This is a genomic window from Methylobacterium sp. J-077, from assembly GCF_022829365.1.
In the GTDB taxonomy this organism is placed as follows: domain Bacteria; phylum Pseudomonadota; class Alphaproteobacteria; order Rhizobiales; family Beijerinckiaceae; genus Methylobacterium.
This window is the reverse complement of the sequence record NZ_JAKSYJ010000166.1, coordinates 1-22,916: the sequence shown is the minus strand read 5'-3', so window position 1 is coordinate 22,916 and position 22,916 is coordinate 1. Positions and strand designations below refer to the sequence as shown.

20 protein-coding genes are annotated in these 22,916 nt (G+C 62.4%); 10 read left to right on the top strand and 10 right to left on the bottom strand.

Going from position 1 to position 22,916, the window contains the following annotated elements; genetic code table 11:
• Positions 1–997: 997 nt before the first annotated feature.
• Complete coding sequence (locus MKL11_RS20765) at positions 998–1,288, bottom strand: DUF2312 domain-containing protein (protein ID WP_243946936.1); 291 nt, start codon at positions 1,286–1,288, stop codon at positions 998–1,000.
• 187 nt (positions 1,289–1,475) lie between these two features.
• Here MKL11_RS20765 and MKL11_RS20760 point away from each other — a divergent pair, with 187 nt between their 5' ends.
• The 4 genes from MKL11_RS20760 (at position 1,476) to MKL11_RS20745 (ending at position 3,962) form a co-directional block, all read left to right on the top strand.
• Positions 1,476–1,883 (top strand): STAS/SEC14 domain-containing protein, encoded by a 408-nt coding sequence (locus MKL11_RS20760; protein WP_243946935.1) that lies wholly within the window; start codon positions 1,476–1,478, stop codon positions 1,881–1,883.
• Positions 1,884–1,908: 25 nt separating this feature from the next.
• Positions 1,909–2,091 carry a DUF3606 domain-containing protein gene (locus MKL11_RS20755; RefSeq protein WP_243946934.1) on the top strand — a complete coding sequence of 61 codons (183 nt, stop codon included), beginning with the start codon at positions 1,909–1,911 and terminating at the stop codon, positions 2,089–2,091.
• Positions 2,092–2,258: 167 nt separating this feature from the next.
• Positions 2,259–2,720: a MucR family transcriptional regulator gene (locus MKL11_RS20750; protein WP_243946933.1), complete on the top strand. Its 462-nt coding sequence runs from the start codon at positions 2,259–2,261 to the stop codon at positions 2,718–2,720.
• Positions 2,721–3,440: 720 nt separating this feature from the next.
• Positions 3,441–3,962, top strand: a complete 522-nt coding sequence (locus tag MKL11_RS20745) for a MucR family transcriptional regulator (RefSeq protein WP_243946932.1) — start codon at positions 3,441–3,443, stop codon at positions 3,960–3,962.
• Between the two features lie 777 nt (positions 3,963–4,739).
• On the opposite strand, the gene MKL11_RS20740 is transcribed toward MKL11_RS20745, so the two are convergent.
• From MKL11_RS20740 to MKL11_RS20730, 3 genes are all read right to left on the bottom strand, one after another.
• Positions 4,740–7,256: a CheR family methyltransferase gene (locus MKL11_RS20740; RefSeq protein ID WP_243946931.1), complete on the bottom strand. Its 2,517-nt coding sequence runs from the start codon at positions 7,254–7,256 to the stop codon at positions 4,740–4,742.
• A gap of 106 nt (positions 7,257–7,362) precedes the next feature.
• Positions 7,363–7,617 carry a hypothetical protein gene (locus MKL11_RS20735; RefSeq protein WP_243946930.1) on the bottom strand — a complete coding sequence of 85 codons (255 nt, stop codon included), beginning with the start codon at positions 7,615–7,617 and terminating at the stop codon, positions 7,363–7,365.
• 35 nt (positions 7,618–7,652) lie between these two features.
• Entirely contained in the window at positions 7,653–8,003 is a 351-nt protein-coding gene (locus MKL11_RS20730; protein ID WP_243946928.1) for a hypothetical protein, read from the bottom strand.
• Between the two features lie 561 nt (positions 8,004–8,564).
• Between MKL11_RS20730 and MKL11_RS20725 the strand changes: the two genes are divergently transcribed.
• Entirely contained in the window at positions 8,565–8,786 is a 222-nt protein-coding gene (locus tag MKL11_RS20725; protein ID WP_243946927.1) for a hypothetical protein, read from the top strand.
• Positions 8,787–8,946: 160 nt separating this feature from the next.
• Complete coding sequence (locus tag MKL11_RS20720; RefSeq protein WP_243946926.1) at positions 8,947–9,534, top strand: PAS domain-containing protein; 588 nt, start codon at positions 8,947–8,949, stop codon at positions 9,532–9,534.
• 26 nt (positions 9,535–9,560) lie between these two features.
• Here the strand turns inward: MKL11_RS20720 and MKL11_RS20715 are convergent, their stop codons facing one another.
• The gene (locus MKL11_RS20715; RefSeq protein ID WP_243946925.1) at positions 9,561–9,815 is read right to left on the bottom strand and encodes a DUF6894 family protein; all 255 of its coding nucleotides are present in this window, start codon (positions 9,813–9,815) and stop codon (positions 9,561–9,563) included.
• Between the two features lie 89 nt (positions 9,816–9,904).
• Entirely contained in the window at positions 9,905–10,669 is a 765-nt protein-coding gene (locus tag MKL11_RS20710; RefSeq protein WP_243946924.1) for a Crp/Fnr family transcriptional regulator, read from the bottom strand.
• Positions 10,670–11,418: 749 nt separating this feature from the next.
• Between MKL11_RS20710 and MKL11_RS20705 the strand changes: the two genes are divergently transcribed.
• Positions 11,419–11,673 carry a hypothetical protein gene (locus tag MKL11_RS20705; RefSeq protein WP_243946923.1) on the top strand — a complete coding sequence of 85 codons (255 nt, stop codon included), beginning with the start codon at positions 11,419–11,421 and terminating at the stop codon, positions 11,671–11,673.
• Between the two features lie 1,772 nt (positions 11,674–13,445).
• Here the strand turns inward: MKL11_RS20705 and MKL11_RS20700 are convergent.
• Positions 13,446–16,787 carry a PAS domain S-box protein gene (locus tag MKL11_RS20700; RefSeq protein ID WP_243946922.1) on the bottom strand — a complete coding sequence of 1,114 codons (3,342 nt, stop codon included), beginning with the start codon at positions 16,785–16,787 and terminating at the stop codon, positions 13,446–13,448.
• 105 nt (positions 16,788–16,892) lie between these two features.
• Here MKL11_RS20700 and MKL11_RS33175 point away from each other — a divergent pair, with 105 nt between their 5' ends.
• Positions 16,893–17,024: a hypothetical protein gene (locus tag MKL11_RS33175; RefSeq protein WP_279600620.1), complete on the top strand. Its 132-nt coding sequence runs from the start codon at positions 16,893–16,895 to the stop codon at positions 17,022–17,024.
• An 84-nt stretch (positions 17,025–17,108) separates the two neighbouring features.
• On the opposite strand, the gene MKL11_RS20695 is transcribed toward MKL11_RS33175, so the two are convergent.
• Positions 17,109–17,594 (bottom strand): PilZ domain-containing protein, encoded by a 486-nt coding sequence (locus tag MKL11_RS20695; protein WP_243946921.1) that lies wholly within the window; start codon positions 17,592–17,594, stop codon positions 17,109–17,111.
• A 982-nt stretch (positions 17,595–18,576) separates the two neighbouring features.
• Positions 18,577–18,756 carry a hypothetical protein gene (locus MKL11_RS20690; RefSeq protein WP_243946920.1) on the bottom strand — a complete coding sequence of 60 codons (180 nt, stop codon included), beginning with the start codon at positions 18,754–18,756 and terminating at the stop codon, positions 18,577–18,579.
• A gap of 525 nt (positions 18,757–19,281) precedes the next feature.
• Here MKL11_RS20690 and MKL11_RS20685 point away from each other — a divergent pair.
• Positions 19,282–19,599: a hypothetical protein gene (locus MKL11_RS20685; protein WP_243946919.1), complete on the top strand. Its 318-nt coding sequence runs from the start codon at positions 19,282–19,284 to the stop codon at positions 19,597–19,599.
• 7 nt (positions 19,600–19,606) lie between these two features.
• On the opposite strand, the gene MKL11_RS20680 is transcribed toward MKL11_RS20685, so the two are convergent.
• The gene (locus MKL11_RS20680) at positions 19,607–22,195 is read right to left on the bottom strand and encodes a hypothetical protein (protein ID WP_243946918.1); all 2,589 of its coding nucleotides are present in this window, start codon (positions 22,193–22,195) and stop codon (positions 19,607–19,609) included.
• A gap of 160 nt (positions 22,196–22,355) precedes the next feature.
• Here MKL11_RS20680 and MKL11_RS20675 point away from each other — a divergent pair, with 160 nt between their 5' ends.
• Positions 22,356–22,811 (top strand): hypothetical protein, encoded by a 456-nt coding sequence (locus MKL11_RS20675; RefSeq protein ID WP_243946917.1) that lies wholly within the window; start codon positions 22,356–22,358, stop codon positions 22,809–22,811.
• The last annotated feature ends 105 nt before the right edge of the window (positions 22,812–22,916 follow it).

Here is a 22,916-nt window from a genome sequence, read left to right as displayed (position 1 = left end):
CTTTGCGACCGTCTCCACGACCAACATCCCGCGCAAGCCTCCCGTTCGAGCCGGAAGGCATTGTGGATGACTTGTCCTGGGGGTCCCGTTTGGACGCCGATCACCCCGAGAACGGGGTCCTTATTCCACGCCTAATCACAGATATGTGTACCGAAAGAACCCCGCGCTCGCGCTGCGGGGCTAAGTTTCGGGTTCAGAGGAAGCAAACCCGACCGGGCTTCGGTCAGGCTGAGAACGCGGACGCCTACGCCAACCCCAGTTGATCGGGGGGATGTGGAGTTTGCGTAGGCGTCATCGGCGAAGGACCGACCTGATCGGTATTGCATAGCCAGTCCCAGATCGCATCCAGAAAAGCATGACATGCGTTTGTTTTAGTTGAGCAGTCGATCACGAAACGGTCAGTGAGCGCCGATAAGTCATGATATTTTGGACAGATGTAAACTTTTTACCATGTACGTTATTAGCACCTAGTTAGACAATACTACCTTTGATATAAAATAACCTGACAGGCTTCGCTCAGAGGCTCAGATGGGTAACCGGCTTGTAGCTGGCGTCATACTTGAGAATGGTCGAGGTCCGGCAGCTCGCGAAGGGCCGACCTTCGAGAGCGCCTTGGCGACGTACCTCGTCGTGATGTCGGATCGTATTCCGAGCGCAACCAAGAACGTTCGGGACCATTTCTTGATCGGCTTGATGACAGCCTCGATCGCAGTCTGGCCCCGAGAGGAAACACGCCATGGCAAATCCCGGCATCCCAGACCCCGGTAGCCCTGATCTACCATACCCCGGCGAACCGCCTCCGACCGACCCGATACCGGGTGATCCGCCGACGCCGCAACCACCGCCTGACCCTGTCCCCGGCGATCCTGCCGGACCCGATATTATGCCCGGTGACCCTGTTGGGCCGGGCACGATCATGTGAGCCACGAGCGGCCCGCCGTCGCGCAGCAATAGGTAGGATGGCGCCTGATGCGCCGTCTTCCTTCCGATCTAAGGCTCAGGCGGCCTCAGCCAGGGGCGCGGACGACGGCGCGTCCATGGCGCGCAGGTACACGTCGAGCAGCGTCTCGTGCTCGTCGCGCTCGTCCTTGTCCTGCTTGCGGATCTTGAGGATCTCCTTGAGGATCTTCACGTCCAGGCCCTCGCCCTTGGCCTCGGCGAAGATCTCCTTCTTCGCCTCCATCATGTCCTTGATCTCCTCCTCCAGGCGCTCGATGTGTTCGATGATCGAAGAGATGCGCTCGCCAGCGACGGCGACGGTATCGGTGATCTCGATCTTCTCGGCCATGCTCTGATCCCACGATGAAGGGCGCGACCGTGGCGGCTCAGGGTTACCGGGACGTGAAGCGGTGACGAGGGGGCGAGGCCCTACTCCAACCATGCCGCTCAACGACACGGTCGATGGTCTCCAGGATCAAACCCGAGCGACGCACTGTTTCCGACCATCACGCGTAGAGATGGCGATGGAGCCCTTCATGACCGCATCACCTGACGGATCGGTGATCCAGCGCGATGCACCGCGTGCCGATCTCCTGGCTTTCGAGATCAAGGACAGGATCACCAAGCCCGACATCGAATGGATGTCCTCGATCGCGGACGAGGCGATGAAAGTCCACGACAAGATCGACATGCTGCTGATCATGTCGAACTACGAGGGCTCAGACCTCGGGGCGAGGTTCGACGGCTACGCCAGCACGGTGATGGCTCGCTCGGTCGCGCACATCCGAAAGTACGTCGTAGTCGGCGCGCCGCTGTTCGCCCGCGCCATGATCACGCTGTCGGGGACGGTCATGCCGGTGGAGACCAAGACGTTCGATCTTGCCGACGAGGCCGCGGCCTGGGCGTACCTCGCAGAGGCCGGACCGGCTACCGCGCAATCCTGAGCGGACTGATTGGAGATCGAGGCAAATGGCTGGCCTGAAGGACAAGCGCGGCTTCATCGACAAAGATCGCCTTGACCTTTCCGAGCGGAAGGCCGTGGAATACTGGATGAAGCGCTGGGGCGTGACCCGCGATCAGTTGGTGACTGCCCACCGCAAGGTCGGGCTGATGACCAAAGACATCGCCGCGGAATTGGGAAAAAAGCGGTGATGCCTCCTGAAATATCTGCTGAAGATTATGAAATCACCTCGTCCGGTAGGCCGGAATTGTCCCCTCGCAAATAACGGCGCATCGTATCTTGATTTTTATGTATAAATCTTGCCTTATGTTATCTCATGCCGTGCTGTCGGCTGGCGTCTGATGTAGGTTTCTATACAATGGCACAAGAAAATATTGGGCAGTACCCCAAATTTCTTGAATTGGCTGGTGACATCGTCGCCGCCTACGTTTCGAACAATTCAGTGCCTGTTTCTGAATTACCTAATTTCATCCAGAAAGTGCATCAAGCCATTTTAGGGCTGTCTTCTGGTAGTGTTCCCAACGTGGCGGATCAGACCGCTGAGATCGAGAAGCCGACCCCGGCTCAGATCCGCAAGTCGGTCCAGCATGATGGGATCGTCAGCTTCATCGACGGTAGGACCTACAAGACGCTAAAGCGGCATCTGACCGCCAACGGCTTCAGTCCACATAGCTACTGCGAGCGGTACGGGCTGCCCGCCGACTACCCGATGGTCGCTCCGGGCTACGCCGAAAAGCGTTCCGCACTCGCCAAGTCGTTTGGCCTCGGCCAGCCCGGTTTCATGACTGGGCGTGCTCGGAAGGCTCGCAAAGCAGCCTGATCCGGTCAGCCCGGCCGCGCTGCCGAATGTTTCATGGTTTTCCAGGTAGGTGCTGCCCTTACCCGAGAAGTCCGCGGATCAATTCGTGGTGCATCCGATTGAGCACGACGGAACGCTCGATCTCGCTCAGGATGCGCTCGGTATGGATCCGAGCGGGCGAGCCTTAACCGAGCCTCAGGTGACACCGGGCAGAACGCGCATCCGTCGCTCGTGTTGCTCTTCAGCCACTGCAACGTCTGTGATCACGACTTTGGTCGATCTGGACCACCGGTCCTCGATGGTCCTCTTAGATGTATACCGCGGCTTAGGAGTGACGAGGGGGAACTGTCATAAGCGAGGATCGTCCCCGCCTGTCCGTCAGTGCGCGCTATCGGCTTGAGGTGCTGTCGCGTGGGCCACGCGTGTACGGCCCACAGGATCATCAGATCCTAGCTCTCGCCCGTCGCGGTCTCGTAGAGCCCCTGTCGAGGCTGGAGAATGATGGCCTCCGCCGTTGGGCGATCACAGAGGCGGGTCGAGCCGTGGTGGCGACCATCGTCGCGCCTCCAAAGGCTCCAATCCCTCGCTGGAAGCATAGGTCATGACGACTCGCGACCGATCCAGGTCGGGGCTCGGATGCATATCGGTGGTTCTGATATCAACGTATAGATTTCAAGACAACGCATTGCATTCTGCCGTGAAGCGACCGACTGTGTGGTCTTCCTGACAGTTAGGTGCACCGTGGACGAAAACGTCGAAACCATCGAGGCTCAAGGCGTCGATTTCATTGAACTGACAGCCGACATTGTCGCAGCTTACGTGTCGAAAAACTCTGTCCGGCCCGGAGACATGCCGGACCTTCTCGCCAGCGTACATGCGGCGATTGCCGGGCTTGGTCAGAGCAGCGCGCCTGAGGCGCCAGCAGTCGAGAAGCCGACCCCCTCGCAGATCCGGAAGTCAATTACCCCGGATGCGCTGATCAGCTTCATCGACGGCAAGCGGTACAAGACCCTGAAGCGTCATCTGACCGGCAACGGCATGACGATCGAGCAATACCGTGAGCACTACGGGCTGCCACGGGACTACCCCTCGACGGCGGCCAGCTACTCCGAGCAGCGCTCCAAGCTCGCCCTGGCTCTCGGCCTTGGCCAGCAGCGCAAGAAGGCGTCGCCGAAGGTTGTTGAGCCTGCGGAGATCATCTCCGACAAGCCGAAGCGTGCCGGTGGTCGTCCGCGGAAGGCCAAGGATGCTGATCAGGCGTAGGTACAACAAGCCATCGTGAAAGCGCTACCGGCCCGGTCAGACGATACTTGGTTCGAAACCGGGCCGGTGCGCATCATGGGGACCAGCCACGGTCCTGAGATACACGGACGCTTCCTCACCAGACTTCGGGACCTCAACAGGGCAACCCGTTCGCTGATGATGTCGCCATAGATCAGTTGCGCACAATTCGCTTTTAACAATCTTGTGATGACGCATTTTTTTGTGCTGATGCTCGTGTCGCATCATCGCTCGCCGCGATGATGCGTGCCATTGCGGTTCGGCAGTACCCTGAAAGGTCGTTTCCTTCCTGGAATTCAGGTTACTCCAGTCACGCTGGCCTATTCTGTTCGAGCCTTGTTACGAACCCGACCGGGACGGCTTCGTCAGAATTCGCTCACCAGGAGAAGAAGGAGTCGAGGCCGGGCATCATGAACGTCAGGGTCGCCCCGGCTCCAACAATCCCCGCCGCCATCACTAAGAATTCCACGACGGCGATCTCCGGCCCGACTGCTAGGATCAACCGGGGATGAGGCGGCAAAGTTTCAGCGGAATTGTTCACCATCTGATGAAGCGATCGAGAGCCGGTAAGGCCGCGACGGTGAGCGCGACGGCCCAGAGCGTCGCAACCAGCATGACCACGAACGCAACAGACACGAGCAAGCCACTCCCGAACAGTTTCAGGATCAACAGGCTCAGGATGAAATCCGTGCTGTGCGACAGAATAGCCCGTGAGATTTCGGGCGGCGGATCGTTCGACGGGATCGGCGGCAGCGGGGCCTACTTGGCCAACTTGGTGAAGTTCAAAACGACCCCCGACACCGCCGATCCCTTTCGTGCGGATGCGGTCAACCGCACGCGGTAGTTCGTACCGCCCGTCCCTTCGATCGTGCGTTCGGCGGTCCGTCGCTCGGACATGGCCACTCCGGCGTCCTCCGGTAGCCACGCCAGGGAGAACGGCGCCGAGAAGTTGCTCAACAGCCGCCCGCTGTCATTCGGCTGAAGACCGAAGATCTCGGCGGCAGCCCGCGTGAATGTGCGAATGCGCAGATCACGGTCCAGGAACACGCTGGCGATATCGGTGCTCTCGAACAGGGCCTCCTGATCGTCGCTCATCCGGTCCATGAGTTCGATCTTGGTGTTGAGTTCGGCGTTGACCGTCTGAAGCTCTTCGTTGACCGACTGGATCTCCTCCTTCGACGCCTCCAACTCCTCGTTGGCCGATTGCGCCTCCTCGTTGACGGAATGCAACTCCTCGTTCGAGGACTTCAGTTCCTCAAGGGAGGTCTCGTACTCCTCGACGATGCCCTGCATCCGCTCTCGGGTGACGGTGAGTTCTCGCTCCAGCCGTTCGAATTCGTCAGCCCGCTTGCCGTCCCCTTGCCCCCGTCGATGGGCTGGATCTTCGGGGACCGCGGTCGCATCGAACACGACCAGGAACAGCGGCTCCGCCCCCGCGGCCATCGCCAGCGGCTTCACGATCAGCGACAGCTTCCTGATGCGTCCATCGGGAAGACCGACCTCCAGGTCATCGCGCACGGTCGTCCGGTTTCCCTCCATCGCCTCGCGCAGGACCGTGCGGAGTTCCAGGCGCAATCCCCGGCGGGCCATCGCGGCCAATTCCTGCGTGGGTTGGCCGGGGGCGATCTCCAGGTATTCGCCGATCCGTGCCGAGTAGTGCACCGCTTCACCGGTCCGCGTCACGACCGCGTGCGGCGGACTGAACGTCGCCAGGATCTCGGCTTCCGCGACGTGGCGCAGCGTCGGGTGCCGCGTCCCGGTCCGGCGCCTGCCATCCCCGGTAGAGATGATGCCGATCACGTCGTTTTCGATCATCGACGGCAGCCGGGCCGTCCGGACCGCATCGCGAGCCTGGAAGATCCGATGCTTCTTCTCCACCGTGGCGAAGAGGTCCTCGAAGCGCGTGACGTTCTCGGCCATGCCGATGAACAGATAACCGGACGGGCAGAGGGCGTAGTGCAGGATCGGCAGCACCCGCTCCTGGGCGCTGAGGCTTAGGTAGATCAGCAGGTTGCGGCAGGAGACGAGGTCGAGGCGTGAGAAGGGTGGATCGCGCACGATGCTGTGGGGGGAGAACGTGCACAGGTCGCGCAGCCTCTTGCTGACGACGACGCTTTCCGTCTCCGGGACGAAGTGACGGGCGATGCGCTCCGGTGAGACGGCGTCGAGGTAGGCCCTCGGATAGCGTCCGAGCCGGGCCACCGTGAGCGAGCGCTCGTCGATATCGGTGGCGAAGATCTGTATACGCGGCGGTGCGGCGAGCGTGTCCGCGTGCTCGGCCAGCAGCATAGCGAGGGAGTAGACCTCCTCGCCGGTCGAGCAGGCGGGCACCCAGACCCGTACCGTGTCGCCGGGGCCGCGTCCCTCGAACAGCCTCGGGATGACGAGGGACGCCAATGCCTCGAACGCGGGGCCGTCGCGGAAGAATTTGGTCACGCCGATCAGCAGATCCCGGAACAGGGCGGCGACCTCCGCCGAGTCCGAGCGCAGCAGGTCCAGGTAGGCGCGCGGCCCGGTCGCCTCGCTGACGCCGATGCGCCGGTACAGGCGGCGGAGAAAAGTGCTCGGCTTGTAGCCCGAGAAGTCATGCCCGACCTGTCGGCGCAGGATCGCGTAGATCTCCGAGAGCACGTCCTCAGGGACCTCGTTTGCGTCCAGATCGCCATCGCCATGGGCGGCCGATGCGCGCTCCCGGTCGTCCGCATGGTTGGCTGCGATCCGGGCGCCCATCTCCTCGGCCCCCACGCCGAAATCGACGTAGCCGGTCCGGAGCGCGCTGAGGGGCATGTCCGGCGTCTCCGGACCGTCGTCATCGGCGACCTGAGCCAGGGTGAGGCCGCCGTGCTCCCGGATCGCCTTGACGCCGATCGCGCCGTCGCCGTCGCCGCCCGAGAGGATCACGCCGACCGCACGGTCACCCTGATCGCGCGCGAGGTCGGTCAGGAAGATATCGACCGGCTTGATCTCGCGTGTACCCGAAGCCAGTGGCGTCGCGGTGAGCCGGGCATCTCGGATGCCGAGAACGACGCCGGGCGGCATGACGTAGACGTGGCCGGGCCGCACCGGCACGCCATCGGCCGCCGTTTCGACGGCGAGGGTGGTGAACCGGGCCAGGATCTCCGGGAGCAGGCTGTCCCGTTCCGAGTTCAGATGCGTGACGACGACGACGGCCGCGTTGAGGGTCGCGGGGAACCCTCGGAAGAAGGCCCGCATGGCCTCGATCCCACCCGCGGATGCGCCGATGCCGATGATCGGGAAGCGATCCTGTGTCGTCATCGTATGCCCCGACCTCCCACTGCGATCCTTCAAGGGCCACGAAGAGACGGACGGTTCAACCCCAGCGATTGGCGCTGTCGATCGAGCCCAGGCTGGTCGGTCGGGATCACGTCTCTCGTGCGACCAGATCCCCGACGAGGTCGTGGCAGCGCTCCCGCGCTTCGAGATCCTTCAGCAGCACGAACAGGCGCAACAATTCGGCCGTCTGAGCCAGATCGTTCGCCTCGACCATGATCTCCGGCTCGGTCGGCGAGGTGGGCCGACCGGCCGTGAAGAACGTCGCGACCGGGAGGTTCAGCGCCTGGGCGATGAGACCTAGCGTAGAAGCGGCATCGCGATCCCGCGCGTCTGCATCATCCATGGCGTCCCCATCTGCGCGACCTCGCGCTGCGTCGATCAATGCATGACCACGTGTGCCGCCTTTGGGCCGACCACCGCGGCGATGCGGCAACCGACATGGTGAAGTACGCCCCCGAGCAAGGTCCTGGTCCGGGCATCCCCGTCATCCTCGGCGAGTTCGTAGGCGCGGATGAGCGAGCGGACGAGGTCATTCGACGGTCCGTTATCGTCGGCGGGCGGCGACATCTCGCTCTCGGGCAAGGTCGTCAGGGCGAGGGTCTGGTCGCGCGACCGTTGAACGAGGTCGCGCGATGCCCGGATGGTCCGCCGCGTCTCCTCGGCGACTGCCCGTAATTCACGAGCGGCCTCCAAGGCTCGATCTACGGCGTTGGTGCCCCCGACCATCATTTTCCCCCTCGTTGTCCGGTAATTTTGACAAGTGTATCCAGCGGAGCGACCGCGCGCACAAGTTGCGCTCATTCCCCCGGCAAGGCAAATCAACGATGTCGATCGGCCTAGCGGGAGGCGGAAACTCAGGCTCCGCTGCTAGAGGGGATCACCGGACTGGCGATGATCGCTCCGACGCGCGACCCGGCCAGCCATGACGACGCCAGCCCCAGAGACCTGCGAGGTGAAGACCGGAGGGGAATGGCGTTCGATCGGCGTCGTCGAGGCGAAGGGCGTCTACGCGATGGCCCTGAAGCGCTGCCCATCGTGCAAGGGTGTCGTCGTCCTCTCGGGCTCCTATGCCGAGGGCGGTCGCCGCAGGTTCACGCACCGTAGGGCTCACACCGGATGTCCGCTCGATCCGAAGCGGTACTCGGGCACGCCGTCACCTCATCCAGAACCGCTATCGTGAGACCGAGATTGGTCGATACGGCTCGAACGTGGAACGTGCGAGCCTCCGGACTATCGCCTGTCGGTCTCGACTAGCGCACGGACGGCTGTGACGAAGCGTCGTGCAGCTTCGTGATCAACCTCCCAGAGATACGCCCGCACTACCCCCAGAACTTGCTCTTCCCGCTGGTGCCGGAGAGACTCCGGCATGTCGGCGTTGGCGTCAAAGGACGCCGCTACGGGGACCCCGAGCGCATCGCTGATCCGGGCGAGCGTGCCTCGAATGTCACGCTCGTCGTCACCGTCCTCGAAAGCGTCACACATGGCACCTCGCTCGGCGTCTCGCCTCACTGATGCGGCGACGGTTTCTTGTGTACGGTATGGATAACACACCATGCGGGCGCGGGGTTGCATGATGACGAAGGATGCAACCTAAGAGTTCGTTGGCGATTGGTTGTGCTGTTTCGCTCGTACCGAATTGGCTACAACCCCAGACGCAGTTTCACGAGGTGCCATGCGCATCAACGCTATCGACGGTTTTACCGAGGATATGGAGCGCCTCAGGGGGGCGCTGGAAGCGTCCTGTGTGGTCGGGACCTGGGATTGGGATCACACCCGCGGGGTGGTCAGCTACGATGCCGGTGCGGCTCGCCTTTTGACCGGGGACCCGGATCTGGCCGAGCGCGAGATCACGGGAGTGTCCGCCGCTGCGGCCATCCATCCCGAAGACCGCGAGTGGCTTGCCGAACACATGCGAAAGGCGGCAAGTGTTGGCGGCCTCGTGCTGTCTGAGTACCGGGTCATCGCCCCTGACGGATCGGTATGCTGGCTGCTCAGTCGTGGTCGGACCTATCAGGATCACTTCGGCCGACCGCTGCGATCCTGCGGCATCCTGATCGACATTACCGAGATGCGTAATGGCGGCGAGCGGTATGTCATGGGCAGCGCACCGCAAGCTGAGGCGTTGCTCGACAGGGCGGCCGATCTGGCGATCACGCTGAAGCAGACGTTGGGCTCCGGCGCCCCAGCCGAGGTGCAGGCTGCGGCGACTACACTGTTGTACAGCCTCGGTTACGCCATCGCTCGGGCTAAAGGCCGCTGAACGTTCGAACCCACAGCCGGATCTTATCACGGGCTGATGGCGTGCGGAATATGCCACTCACCCACCAAGTCGAGCGAGGCGGAGTAGACCGCCGTCCCGTTCTCATCGCGCACTCGAACCGAATAGGTGCGACGATCCCGGTCCGGGAACTTGTTACGCGCCATTTCTGCGAGGGTATCCAGCGCCTCGATGCGCACAGCGTCGAGGCTGGGCAAGTCGAAGCCCTCATCGTCCTTATGGCGGAAGTGGCCGTCGTCGGTGTCGAAGAAAAAATGGGGCATGAGATATCCGGCCTCACTCAGGCGGGAGCATTCGCATCTCTCAGCCGCTGATGCCCAAATATTCGATCAGCGATGGGTTCGGTTCTGCCTCATCCCGAGGCCGACATTTGTAGCTTGTGTTGGTGAGGATTGAGTTTGTTTGTTCGTGGGGTGTGATGCAGGTAGGTTGGGACGAAGCCGCAGAAGGCTTTCAGCCGAGCTATGTCCAGGATCTCAAGGCGACGTTTCCTGAGGACAATCAGGTCCTTCGACCTTAGGTGCTGCAATGTGCGGTTCACGTGGACAGGAGTCAGACCGAGCATATCGGCGAGGTCAATCTGGGTGAGGGGCAGGGCATACCCGTCCTTCTCCGCCAAGCCGACCACGCTCAGGCGCAGCAGCAGTTCACAGAACAGGTGCGCCATCCGCTCGGCGGCTTCACGCCCTGCCAAGCCGACAAGCCACTCGCGCAGCACCGCATCATCGACGAGGGTCGCCCACCAGAGGGCATGGGCGATACGGGGATGGTTCTCAGTCAGGTCGCGGATGGTGGAACGCGGGATCTCCACCACGGTGCACGGCGTCAACGTGGCGATCGAATGGTCCATCTCATCCAGGATGGCCACATGCAGGTCGCAGAAGTCCCCCGGCACCATGAGGGCTGTGATGTGGCGCTGACCCTTCGGCAGGATCTTGTAGCGGCAGACGAAGCCGGAGAGGACGAGATGTACGTTCTCGGGCCGATCTCCCTCGGTGGTGAGATCCTGGCGGGCTGGGACCTGTCGGCTACGCACGCTCACGCGCCGCAATGTCTCGTGATCGCCCTCAGTTAGCTTGCCTACGATGCTGAGCTTGCGGATCAGAGTATTGAGCATGGTTCACGACGCGCTCTTCGGCGGTCGTTTCGCCCCAATCCGGGCGGCGTATCGCACCTATGCGGAACGGACTGAAAGAACCGCACACGGTGAGACGCACATCAGGGCCTCCATACTTTAACACGTGTTAATTTTTCCGGTGCCCCTTGTAGTTGGGTACGGTTTCCGCCCTGCGGCTCGGCCCCGCCGCCCGATCTGATCACGGGCTGGCGGGGGAGGCCGTCGATCTGATCAGCGTCCGCATAGGATGCCAAGATCTGGTTAGCGCACCGTGACCTGCGCTGGCTTGGCGCTGTATCCGAATAGCCTTCGCAGAAATCGGAAGGGTAACCGCAGCAACCGGTAGACAGCGTGGGCGGTCATAACGGCGATGACGGCCAGCAGGGCCAACAGGGTATTTAGCACGCGGCGTACTCCGGGCGGCGTGATACTCGGCTGACCGCCCCCGCCATTGCCTTCAGGAGGCGCGCCGATCGCGGCGGGACTGTGATGAAGCTAAACTGGCGTCATTAATCCACTTCGTCGGCGCGCCCATCCCGGCGAGCGCCACGTGCTACGACGACTGGGGCATCATCGGCCAAGGGACGCTGCCACGCGACGACCTCGATCTAACGCAGGTAATTTAGGCGACGCTCCCCATCCGCTATGTCGGTCGAACCGGATCCATATCGGGCGGTCCCGTTGGCTGTGGGCTTTTGCCCCCGAACTCATGGCTAACGAGGTCGCACTTCGCAGAAGGAGCGTGTCGAATGGGAGACGAGTCTGCGAAGCCTCCTGAGTTCTGGGACGCGCTTGTCGAGCATGTCACCGCCAAGGTCGAGCCGGTCCTGCGGCAGCACGCGCACGTGCGCCAGCCAGTGATCGTCTACCTGCGCGACCTGGAGGTCCTAGCCCGCCAGGAATGCGACAGACGGGAGGTGATCCAGGTCATCGCATCAGGACGCCGCATCCTCGGTGACCGAGAACAGGTCGGACGCCCAGACGGTCCTTTTTCGCGCACCTAGCTCACAGTTAGGCGCAACATGACGCGCCCATGGCGATCTGTGGAGGCGACGGCCTGAATTCGGCGGCCGGGATCTTCGGCATCGGTATTTCGACCGAGTTTGAGTGGAAACCGTGGTACTGAAGACGCAGAATTGGAATTATTGCCCCACCGTCTTGGGCGCCCTCTTAGGATAAGCTCGTCTTCGACGCCGGGAATTCGACATGTGAAGCAGTTGAGATCAACAATTCGCGCGCTCGTGCCTCATCGCACGACAGTGAGGGCCACGGGATCGCGTACAAGTAGAAATCATGCGCGAGGATGGCGCCGCGTGCGTTTTTCGTTCAACGAAATTGGATCGGATCGTGTCCTTGTCTTCGGTGTCCGCCGAACTCACAGTCATCGAATACTTGGGGGGGAGTCTCCGAGCGGCTCGAAAATCGTAGTCGAGCATGTGAGGAGGATGGGTCTTCGAGATCATGATGATCCGGGGAGGATAGGACGTTCACGGCGATGGATCAGTCGCACGTCGTGCCGACCGGCAGGATCCTCTCGGTCGCGTCATCAGCCTTGGGGGGCGTCCGAGGCTCGTCGGCTATGACGATCTCGTCTGGACCGCCCGGCAGGTCGAAGACGCCGGAGGGATCTTCTTCAAGCCGGTCGTAGCGAGCGAATTCCGGGGTGTGGGGAGGGTTTTGCCGGGCTCGGTGAACCCGTGGGGCGAATGCTGCGCAAAGGCCGCCCACGAGCTTCTGAGCGCATCTGCGGGCGGTTCTCCGCACAAGGATCTCGCTCTGATTTATCGGAGGAGAGAAAGCCGAAGGGACCGGAAGACACGTAATAGACCTCTATCGTTTGATATGAGGTATTTGAGCTTGAAAAGACCCCCGCCAACCAGTCAAGGATGGCGAGGGCTGAAGTAATGCTTGGGAGGAAGTCTACAGTGAAGTCGTCGAGAGCAAAGACTTCACGCCGGAATGGTATGCGGTGTGTGTGGCAAAATCAATATCCAGTCACCATCAAAATCGAAGCACCGAGCGTACCGTCCGGATGTGGACGCCGACGCGGTTCTTCTCCGTGACCGGCAGGATCGCCGAGATCTCACCAACTGGGCATGGGTCGAACAGGATCTCGCCGCACTCGAAGCACCAGTCGCGTGCCGTCTTTATAGGCCCGATCTTCCCAATCCACTCGTCGGACGAGTTCATCTGCCCGCGGCAGCGTCATCGGAGCCCTTCGAGATGGTCTTCTCGGTGGCAGTCTTGGAGGCGATGACTTGATCTTCTCGGTCCTGTCGTCGGCCTCCAGGTGGTCTTCTACGCCCCACTCGGTTACGACGATCTCGTCCTGACAATTTAGCAGGTCGAGGACGACGAAGTGATCGTCATCTCTTCGAGCGTATCAAGCGAATTCCTGGGCGTGAGAAGGGTTTCGGCGCCTCTGGCTCCCCGGCGACCAACTCGGCGAGATGGCCGCCCACGGGCTTCTGAGCGCATCTGTGGGGCGTTCTACTCCATGTCTATCTCGCCCATGTCACCGAGAAGATCGACACGACTTCGTGTGGTCGGGAGGTCGTGGGCGAACCCGTCGAGGCGCGCCATCGCCCAATGTATCGCGACTGCCACGCCGGAGAACTACCGCACCCCGGTCCTACTCGTCCATGAGCCCCAACCGCGCGCTTCATCGAGAAGTTAGGCGGCGGTTATCTCTTCGCCGTTCACCCGGTCGAAGATCCCCACCCGAAGTCTGGCCACCGTTATGACCTCCGAAGACGCACGGCCAAGCCAAACACATCTATGCGGCACACATGATCTCGATCTCGGCGATCGTCTCGGCCGAACGGGAGCGCAACAATTCGACGAGCGGTCCGTGCTCATTGTCCGAGCGGCAGGCCGCCTCCACCTCGCGGCAGAGATCTGCGAGCGACACGAACCCGACCATGCTTGCCGCCGACACCATCGCGTGTGCATCCCCGGCGATCTGCTCGCGATCACAAGCGTGGGAAGATGGTCCGAACCGATTGGCGAGTTCCCCCGCCAGCATCGTCAGCAGGCCGACCATGCGTTCGTGGCCGACCATCTCCTTGAGGTCCTCGAACACAGCGAGATCGACGCTCGCACGTGTTTCACCTCTTGCGCTACCACCGCTCGTCCAGCGATCGACGACGGCCAACAGAGCATCACGCCGGAAGGGCTTGCCGATGTGGTCGTCCATGCCCGTAGCGCGGAACTCGGCGACCTGATGCGGTAGGACGTTCGCGGTGAGCGCGACGATCGGCACCCGTGATGCCTCCCTGTCGAACGCCCGGATCTGCCGCGTGGCGGACAGCCCGTCCATGCCCGGCATCTGCACGTCCATCAACACGAGATCGTAGGCGTTCGCCTGTACAGCCGCGACTGCCGCCGCACCATCGCAGACCACGTCCACGGAGTGCCCGGCGCGCTCAAGGATCGCTCGTGCGAGGTCCTGGTTGAGCGGCACGTCTTCGGCCAGAAGAAGACGCCTGCCCGTGCGGAAACCGCCGGTCGATGATGGCTCCATGGTGATAGCCGGTTCGGTTGTGATGGGCAGGCCGAGCGCGAACCAGAACGTCGAGCCGCGCTCGACCTCACTCTCGACGCCGATCGCCCCGCCCATACGCTCAACTAGCGCCTTCGAGATCGCCAGACCCAGGCCGCTGCCGCCGTAATCGCGCCCGATCGAGCCATCGACTTGGCTGAAGCGCTGGAACAGGCGATCCCGCTTGTCTGCCGGGATCCCAATGCCAGTGTCCCGGACCGAGCAGCGGAGATGGACCGTCTCCTGAGCCACGGCGTCTAAGGCGACGCTCAGGTCGATCCGACCCCGCGCGGTGAACTTCACGGCATTGTTGAGCAGGTTCAGCAAGATCTGCCGCAAGCGATCCTCATCACCCAGCAGCCACCTCGGTATGGCGGGATCGAGGTTGACGCCGAGCCTCAGATCTTTCGTTTCGGCCGAGCGCCGCACGATCGAGACCGTGTTGTCGATCAGCGCGGTCAGCGCGAAGGGCTGCTGCACGATCTCGACCTGTCCGGCTTCCAACTTCGAGAAGTCGAGCACGTCGTTGACCACGGTCAGCAGCGCCGCACCCGCGGTGCGAATACGCTCGGCGTGCTGGCGCGTGCCCGGACTCAAACCCGGTTCCTCGCAAAGGAGATCAGCGTAGCCGATCACCCCGTTGAGCGGCGTCCGTATCTCGTGGCTCATCGAGGCGAGGAACTCGGACTTCGCTTGGCTCGCCGCCTCCGCCAGTTCCCTCGCCATATCGGCCTCGTGCGTCCGCTCGGCCACGCGCTGGGCCAAGGTCGCGTTCAGGTCGAGCAGAGCGGCTTCGGCCGCGGCGCGTGCCGTATCATCACGCACCGTGAGCACAGCGCCGATCTGCGTGCCGTCCAATCCAAGAAGAGGTTGAGCGTTGCCGATCGCCAGGACCTCAGTGCCGTCCAGCCGCTGCACCCGCCAGCGCGCATCGCGTATCGTTTGGCCATGCATGACCGCGCGTGCGAGCGGCAGGTCGAGGGGTGGGTACGGCTGACGGTCTTCGGTATAGAGACGATAGGTATCGCTGTAGGCGTCCGGTTCCACGTCGAGCCGAGCCACCCCGTGGATCTCGGATGCCGCCTTGTTGACCAGCGTGATCTTCCCGGCCGCGTCGGTGACGATGACACCCTCGGCAAGCTGCGCCAAGATGGCCGCACTCGTCGCGGTGCTGAAGTCGGCACGTGTTCGCGCCTCCAGCAATTTCGCCTCGGTCAGGGTACGATAGCGCTCGTCGCTCTCGCGAAGGGCGTCCTCCATGGCCTTACGTTGGGTGATGTCACGCAGCGTCGCGACGTACCCGTCCGCCCGACCTGTCGCGTCGTGGGTGAGGTTGAACGAGATCTCCAGCCAGATCCAGGTCCCGTCCGCGTGCCGGTAGCGTTGGCAGGTCGTCGCGCGCTCGATCCGCCCCTCCGTCAAGTCGGCGAGGATCTTTTCGTAGCCTTCGGCATCGTCCGGATGGACGAATTCGAGGGGACGCGAGCCGATCAGTTGCTCGGGCGCGTAGCCCAGCACGGCCGTGACGGCGGGCGAGACGTATCGGCGGGTCGTGTCGAGTCCTGACCAGACGATGATGTCGGTGGCGTTCTCTGCCAGCAATCGATGATGGGCCTCGCTGGCTCGGATATGCACGTCCGCCGCTTCGCGCCGTTCGATCTCCCGGCCGAGCAGGAGCAGGGCACCGACGAGTATGAGGGTCAGACCGCCAGCGACAGCGCCTTGCATGAGCGCCGACCGGCGCCAATCAGCTAACGCATCATCTTTCGCCAGGGCGGCGCCAACGTACAGCGGATAGCCGTCCAGGAAGCTCAGCGCGACGACGCGCTCGATACCATCCGTCATGGCCGCCGACCAGTACGGCTTGTCGTCCTTGGCGGGCACGTGCTGCCGGTAATTCTCCCCCTGGGCGAAGTTCTTACCGATCACCCCCGGCATGGGAGGCGAGCGCACGAGCAGCGTTCCATCCAGCCGCCATAGGGTCAGTCCCGCCCCCGGCCCATTGTCGATGGTGCCGTACACGGCTTCGAAGGTCTTTGGGTCAAGCATCGCTTGCACAACACCCGCGAACGCTCCGTCCGGGCCGTCGATGCGGCGCGCCACGGGGATCAGCAGCCTGCCAGTCAGCCGCCCGGTGATTGGGTTGCCGATGACGAGGCCGCTGTCTGGTCGGTCGCGCAATGTCTGGAAGTAGTCGCGGTCATGCACGTCGAGGACACGAGCCGGGAAGGCGTCCGCCTCGACGGTGGCGCGGCCGTCGCGATCGATGATCAGAATGTTGTCGAGCCGGGAGCGTGGGATCTGCTCGCGCAGGGCGGCGTGGATTGCTTCTGGTGACAGGCTGCTTGCGCCGGTTCCGACCAGGGGGGCCACGGCTCGCAGATACGTGTCGATGGTCTCGAAGGCACGGGCCGCATGCTGTTCGAGGGCATGAGCTGTATTTGCAGCGCTGACCTCGGCCTGGGAGAGTTCCTGAGTATACTGGTGGTTCAGGGTGATGGCGACGAGGACCGGCACGCCGAGGCCAACTGCGAGCGCAGTCGTCCGCGCGAGTGTCCCAAGCCTCGGCTTCATCATCGTAGCGGCTGCCCGAAAAATGCCTGCCTGCGTCCCTCCGCTGGCTGCCGTCTATCCCTAACGGAGAGGGGTAAACAGGTGGTACGGCGACGAGGGGAGGCTTTGATGGCCGCAGGCGACGCAGAGATCGTGAAGACGGCCTTCGAGGCCATACTACCCCAACAAGGCGGGTCGAAGATCACCACGATGTTTTTCGAGATCACGGTCGTTCCAGCAGGGTTCCTGCCGACAGGTTGATCGAGATCTCGGATGAGATGGAAGGACACCATGCGCTGCTCATTGTCGAGGCGCCGCCGCCATGGAACACCGAAGCGACCCCGATCACAGTTTTACCCACCTGTCGAAGGCATCAGTGCTGAAAGGTTCGACGAATTGAACGGCGACGCCATCCTCGATCGCTCGCACGACGGTGGCGTAGCGGCCCGCGACTCGTAACAGAGTGCCGACGAACAGACCGGGGTTGGGCCGTAGGACGATAGCGGCCCCAGAGAGTGAAATGTTCAGGATCGTTCCAATGAAGGTGACTGTCTCAGCGAGCCGGATCTCAACCGCGGGGTGGAGGGGGACGATGCGAGGTGCGCGGCGCAGTTGCGTGGCTCGAATCGCATGCGCGGCGTGCCAATCCAGCCGCGCGGCCACCTTTTCCCGGCGACTCTCGCGTACCATGAAGTCCACCAAGATCCCCCGTGGGGTGATCTCGTTGACCTTGCCGACCAGGATGCCGACATTGTCGAGGAAGCAGACGACGACCTGACCGGGGGATACCTTACCCTTGAGGCTGATCTCGCCCCGTAACGGCGATTGCATCACTGCGGAACACGTTACCTCCTCCCCATTGGGCAGAAGCGCACGTCCAGCGATCGGGTCGATACCATCCCTCGATGATGCGCCATCCGATCGTGCGCGACCTTGAGGGTCGGATTTATGTCGGACTGAATTGCTGGCGAACATGGCTTTGCAGCGCGACTGAGGATCACTGGCTGGGAATCTCTGCACATATTGTGTGCCGGTCCCGGCGTCCTGTCGAAGGATGTTTCGTGCGTCTTAAAGATCCATTAAAGGCACCGACCTCAGGTTATATTTGGCCCATCTATAATTTTGTATGCAAATAAAAGCTGGGACCAATTGGACAATTCCGCCGCGAACAACCGTTAAAGTTCTTAGAACAACGATGTTGGACTTTTGTGCAGTTTTCTCCATGACGATGTCTTAGCTTCATGGAGATCCGCAGGGGCGACGGATCGAATTAGGCGGCTGGGATCTTCAGCATCTGCATTTTGACCGAGGCGAAGAAGAAGGTAGTTGGAAGACGCTTGATTGAGATTGTCGCCCTTCGCTGCCGACGAAAATCTGCTTTCCATCATCAACCGATCTCCGACAGGTGATCCCGCAGCAGCATCCTAGAAGCCCTTCGGGATGCTCTTCTCAATGGCTGTCTTGGAGGCGATGATGTTCAAGGCAATGACTTGATCTTCTCGGTCCTGTCGTTAGCCTCCGGGTGGTCGTCTACGCCCCACTTGGTCACGACGATTTATTTCTGACGGTTCAGCAGGTTGAAGACGACGAAGTAATCGTCATCTCTTCGGGCGTATCATGCGAATTCCGGGGCGTGGGAAAGGTTTCACCGGCTTCAGCGAGATAGAGGGCCAACTCGACGCGACGGCCGCCCAAGGCTTCTGAGCGCGTCTACGGGCCGTTCTTTGCTGTAGGATCCCGCCCTCATCTCCCGCGGCTTCGAAACGACATCGTGCGGACGGCGGGCAGCCAGTCCTTGCGTCTGCGACGCTGGTCAGCCGTCTCTCGAACCGTCCATCAAGCCGAGCCGGATCGCCAGCGCGAGCACGACCGGCCCCGTCACGGGGTCCCGCCCATCGACGCGATAGACGTTGGCAGTCCCACGCACTTCCTCGACGTGATGACCGCCAGCGCGCAACACCGCGACGGCTCGGATGATGCGATCTGTCAGCATGACCCCGATCATCGTAGTTTCGCGGTCGCGCCTAACTGACTAAACCCGTTCCAATTGATTGGGCCACGGCGTCGGCTTGCGCGCGGGTGAGGCCGGTTACCAGTGCGGTGCCATCTCGGTAGACGGTGTAGGTGCCGTCGTCGGTGACGCGGATCCGGATCATGGAGTGCCCCCTCAGAGCGCTGAGGCGCGATTGATGCGGTCGTATCGAGCGGCGCGTTGGCTGGCGCGTGCGTTGTGCAGGCGCCGCATCTGGTCCTGCTGCACTTCAGCCGTATGCAGCCGATCGACGGTCATCGCGGGGTAGACCAACAAAGACGGGATACTCTCAGCCTGAGGTCGAGCAGGTTTCATGGCGATGCCCCTCGTCACTACTTACGCAGTCGAGATTAGCTTTTTATTGACCATTTGCAACTGAGCGACCGGCCTCTGTCACCATGAAAACGGCGGCGTCTTCGACCCCCTCCCAATCCACGCTGATCTGACATTAGCGCGCGGCGCGAAACAGATCGACCAAGGGATTGCATGGTCTATCTGCCCGGAGGGCGACGCAGAGCGGCAGCATGGCGAAGCGGGGTCTCGGCACGGGCTGAGGAGGTCGCGTTCCTAGAGGAGACCCAGCGCTGGCGGCAGCAGTTCGTCCTAGTCCTGGCCAGGGCTGAACCGCAGGAACCGCTCTTCAAGGTCACCTCGGCAGTGATCGAGGCGATTGATGATGTCGCCAAGGCGGTGACCGGCGATCGGCGGACGTTCTACCAGCGCGTTGCGACGACGCCCGGCCGTGCCGCCCGTGAAGTGGTGCACCGTCGAGTAGCCGGTGCACCATTTTTTCTAGTGGGCTGACGGACGATTACGCCACCAACTTGTTGATAGACCTTCCGGTAGGTGACCGCTCGAACGTCGCGTTCATGAGCCGGACCTCGCGCTCGCTCAGCTTCGCCGATTTAGGCAGGAGCCGAACGTCGGCGACACCGGCCACCGCCATCTTTTTACGCCAGTAGGCCACCTTCGAACGCTCCGCGTCCGTCATCGCGCCCTCCATGTCGAGGCTGCGGACCGGCATGTCGATGATGACGCCCGGCACGTGCTCGATCCGGCCGCCGAGACGCCCGTGCAGGTACTCCGCCTGCCGCTTCGAGAACACGTAGAGCACCACCGGCTCGGCCGAGGAGAAATCGCGCAGCACGCACCGCATCATGAACTGGTACAGGGCGTTGTATTCCCGCCAGTCAATCAGTTCCTGCGCCGTCATCCCGCACACCTCGCGCAGCGTGCCGATCTCGAACTGGCTGGCCTTCATGGCGGCCAGCCACGCCACGCGCTTATATTGCTGGAGATCGTTACGCCCGTGAGCCTTCGGGCTGATGAATTCACGCTGGTCGAGCTTCGATTTCGCGCGCAGGCGCTCATTGGCCGTCCAGAGCACGGGCTCGCCGCCCGCGTCCTGCTTGATCCAGGCGCTCACCGCCTCCAGCGGCATGTCGCCCTCGCGGAAGCGGGTGAGCGAACTGTCCCGGTGCCGCGAGAAGTAGCGAATGGTGACACGGTCGGAGGTCGGCACGATGCGCTGGCGGCGCGCGAAGTTAATCTCCTCGAACTTTACGCCCCACTTCTCGGACCACGCCTTCACGGTGACGGACTTGGTCGCCTCGTCGCCGAGCAGGCGCACAGCCTTGAACGCACTAAGGTTCAGTGGAGAGACAATGGCGAAGAACTCCAATCGGCCACCATCGGCCGGGTCGTCCCACGCCTTGCGCTTCACCCACACGTAGGTGTTCGCCTTAGCGAGCAGGACGCACAGGCCGTGGTGGACCTTATCGTAGTCATCCACGTCCGTCGCGCGGGCGAGGTCGCGACCGGCAGCGGTCAGCCCGAGGCTGTAGCAGACACCATCCTCGGTCTCGGGGCGCACGTACTTGCACAGCACGTCGCGGTGGTTGGCGGCATCGATCCGGAAGACCTCGAAGATGTCCGGCACCTCGTCGTACACGATGGTGCAGTCACCCCACTCGGACCAGTCCATCTGCGCCGCCGCGGCCTGCGTGACGAACACGATGGCGGGCCTGCCAGCCGGTTCCTCGTCAAGCTTCTTACGGATGGCGAAGAGTTGGAGCGGCACGCGCAGGTCGCGGCGCTGGCTATGGGCCACCTCGATGCGGAAGCGAACGGCCGTGCGAGGTCCGGCGATCTCAAAGAACTCCTCGCGGCGCTTGTCGATAGTCTCGATCTTGTCCACCACGTAGACGGTCCGGCCGCCCTCGCGGGCGATGCGAACGAGTTCGTCGTGGGTCTTGCCCTCCCCGCACTCGCCCTCCTTGACGAGCACGGTCAGCCCGATCTCGTCCGTGTCCACAATCGAGGTCCAGTCCTCCTCGATCTCTTCGACCGGCAGCCTCATGATCCAATCGAGCAGGGCGGCGGCCTTCTGCTCGCCATGCACCCGGATGAAGTGATCGCTGTCAGTGGCGTCGATCTGACGGAGCAGCCGATCCATCTCGCCGTAGCTGAGCTTGCCGCCGGTCTTGGCCCAGACCATACCGAGAAGCGAGCGCATGGTCTCGTAATGGCTGCCCCCGACGATGCACGCCTTGTAGAGGGGCAGCCACGCCCGGTTAAAGATGGCGGGGTTGTCGATGCCGATCCCCAACCGGGCAGCCCGGTCCGCGCAGCGCTCGCAGGCGGCAGCCGTCTGAGCGGGCGTCCGCAACGTCCGCGGCGGACGGGGCTCCTTCTTCAAGAGGTACGGGTTCCAAATGCCGGGGCGCTCCTGCTGAACGAGCGTCTGCTTAGTGAGGGCGTCGTCCACGCCCATCGGCCGCGCATGCAGCCGCTCGACGACAGTCGTCACGTGCGGCGGCGCGAAAAGGAAGTCGCCAGGGTCATAGATCGAGAAATCGGTCTGACCTCCAAAAGCGACCGCGTTGAGCCACACGGCGATCCGGAGCATTTCGGTCCGGGTCAGGTCGCGGTCGGTATCAACGATAACGCGGAACTTCGGCTTCTCGGGCGTGTGGCTGAAGCTCGTGTACATGAAGTAGGAGACCCCCATCGCGTCGAGGGCGGCGGCCACCGCCTGGACCGAGATAATCGGGCGACCAGTATCGGCATTGTCCACGTCGGCGATGAAGACGGAGAGCTTCTCCGCCTCCGCCGCGCCGGAGCGCCACTCGCCGCGCTTCGTGAAGGACCGTCCGGTCGTGCTGTTGACGAAGGTGCGGTCGCTCACTTCGTAGAGGGTGGGCACCCAGGCGTTGGTCTCGGCCTTGTCCGCCTGGGGCTTCGAGTAAAGCAACTTGACGACGACGTGGTCGCGAAGAGCGGCGAACGAAGGCAGATCGTGAGAGTCGGTGATCCACCTCATGTCGAGGCGAGGAATGCTAGTCGTCTTGTCGGTGAAGATCCGCGTGAAGTCGCTCACGCAATAGGTACGTTGGATCACAAAAATTTCTTTCCTGAAATTGGTCTTCTGCCTCAAAAAGAGACATGATCAGCATAAAGCGATCCATCAGAGACGTATATATTTATCTCACGTCCGAAAATATTGAGGATTCAATTTTAGCCGCGTACCGTGAGGCTTTCGGACAGAGGACTATTTCGTTTTGACCAAGTCTCAATCTTATCGGGCCAAGAGCCCGCGGCCGCAGATCCGTTACGGTAACATTTGGACTGCGATCCAGGCGCTCAGCCGCATCCATGATGGACCCAACGGCCAGAGTATTCCCGCCGTGGTGATGGACTTCTACAAGGGCATGAAGGGCGGGGACGCTCACCGGCCCGGCATGTTGAAGGTGGTCGTGCTGGCGATGGCCGACGCCATCAAGAGTGGCACTCGCTGTCGCCATGCTTTGCAAAACATCGCGATGAGGCGGCTCGCTCGTTCGGTCGCGCTGATGCCGCTCAATCGCTTGGAGGGCTGGCTTCGCGATGACCCGAGGCGCGCGCGGTTCATGCCCACCACCAGCAACACGCGGTCGGACTGCCTTCGGGCGGCGTGGTTGGAGGAGGGCCGCGAGGTGATCGCGGACGTTCTGAATTACGCCCAGGCGATGGTCTGACTTCCACTCCATCACCCTGTTCATCACTCACTTCAGACGGGTTCCACGCCTTCGGGCGCGGTCCCCGTGTCGGCCTCGCTTCGGCCTGCTCGCGGGCTCGCCTGC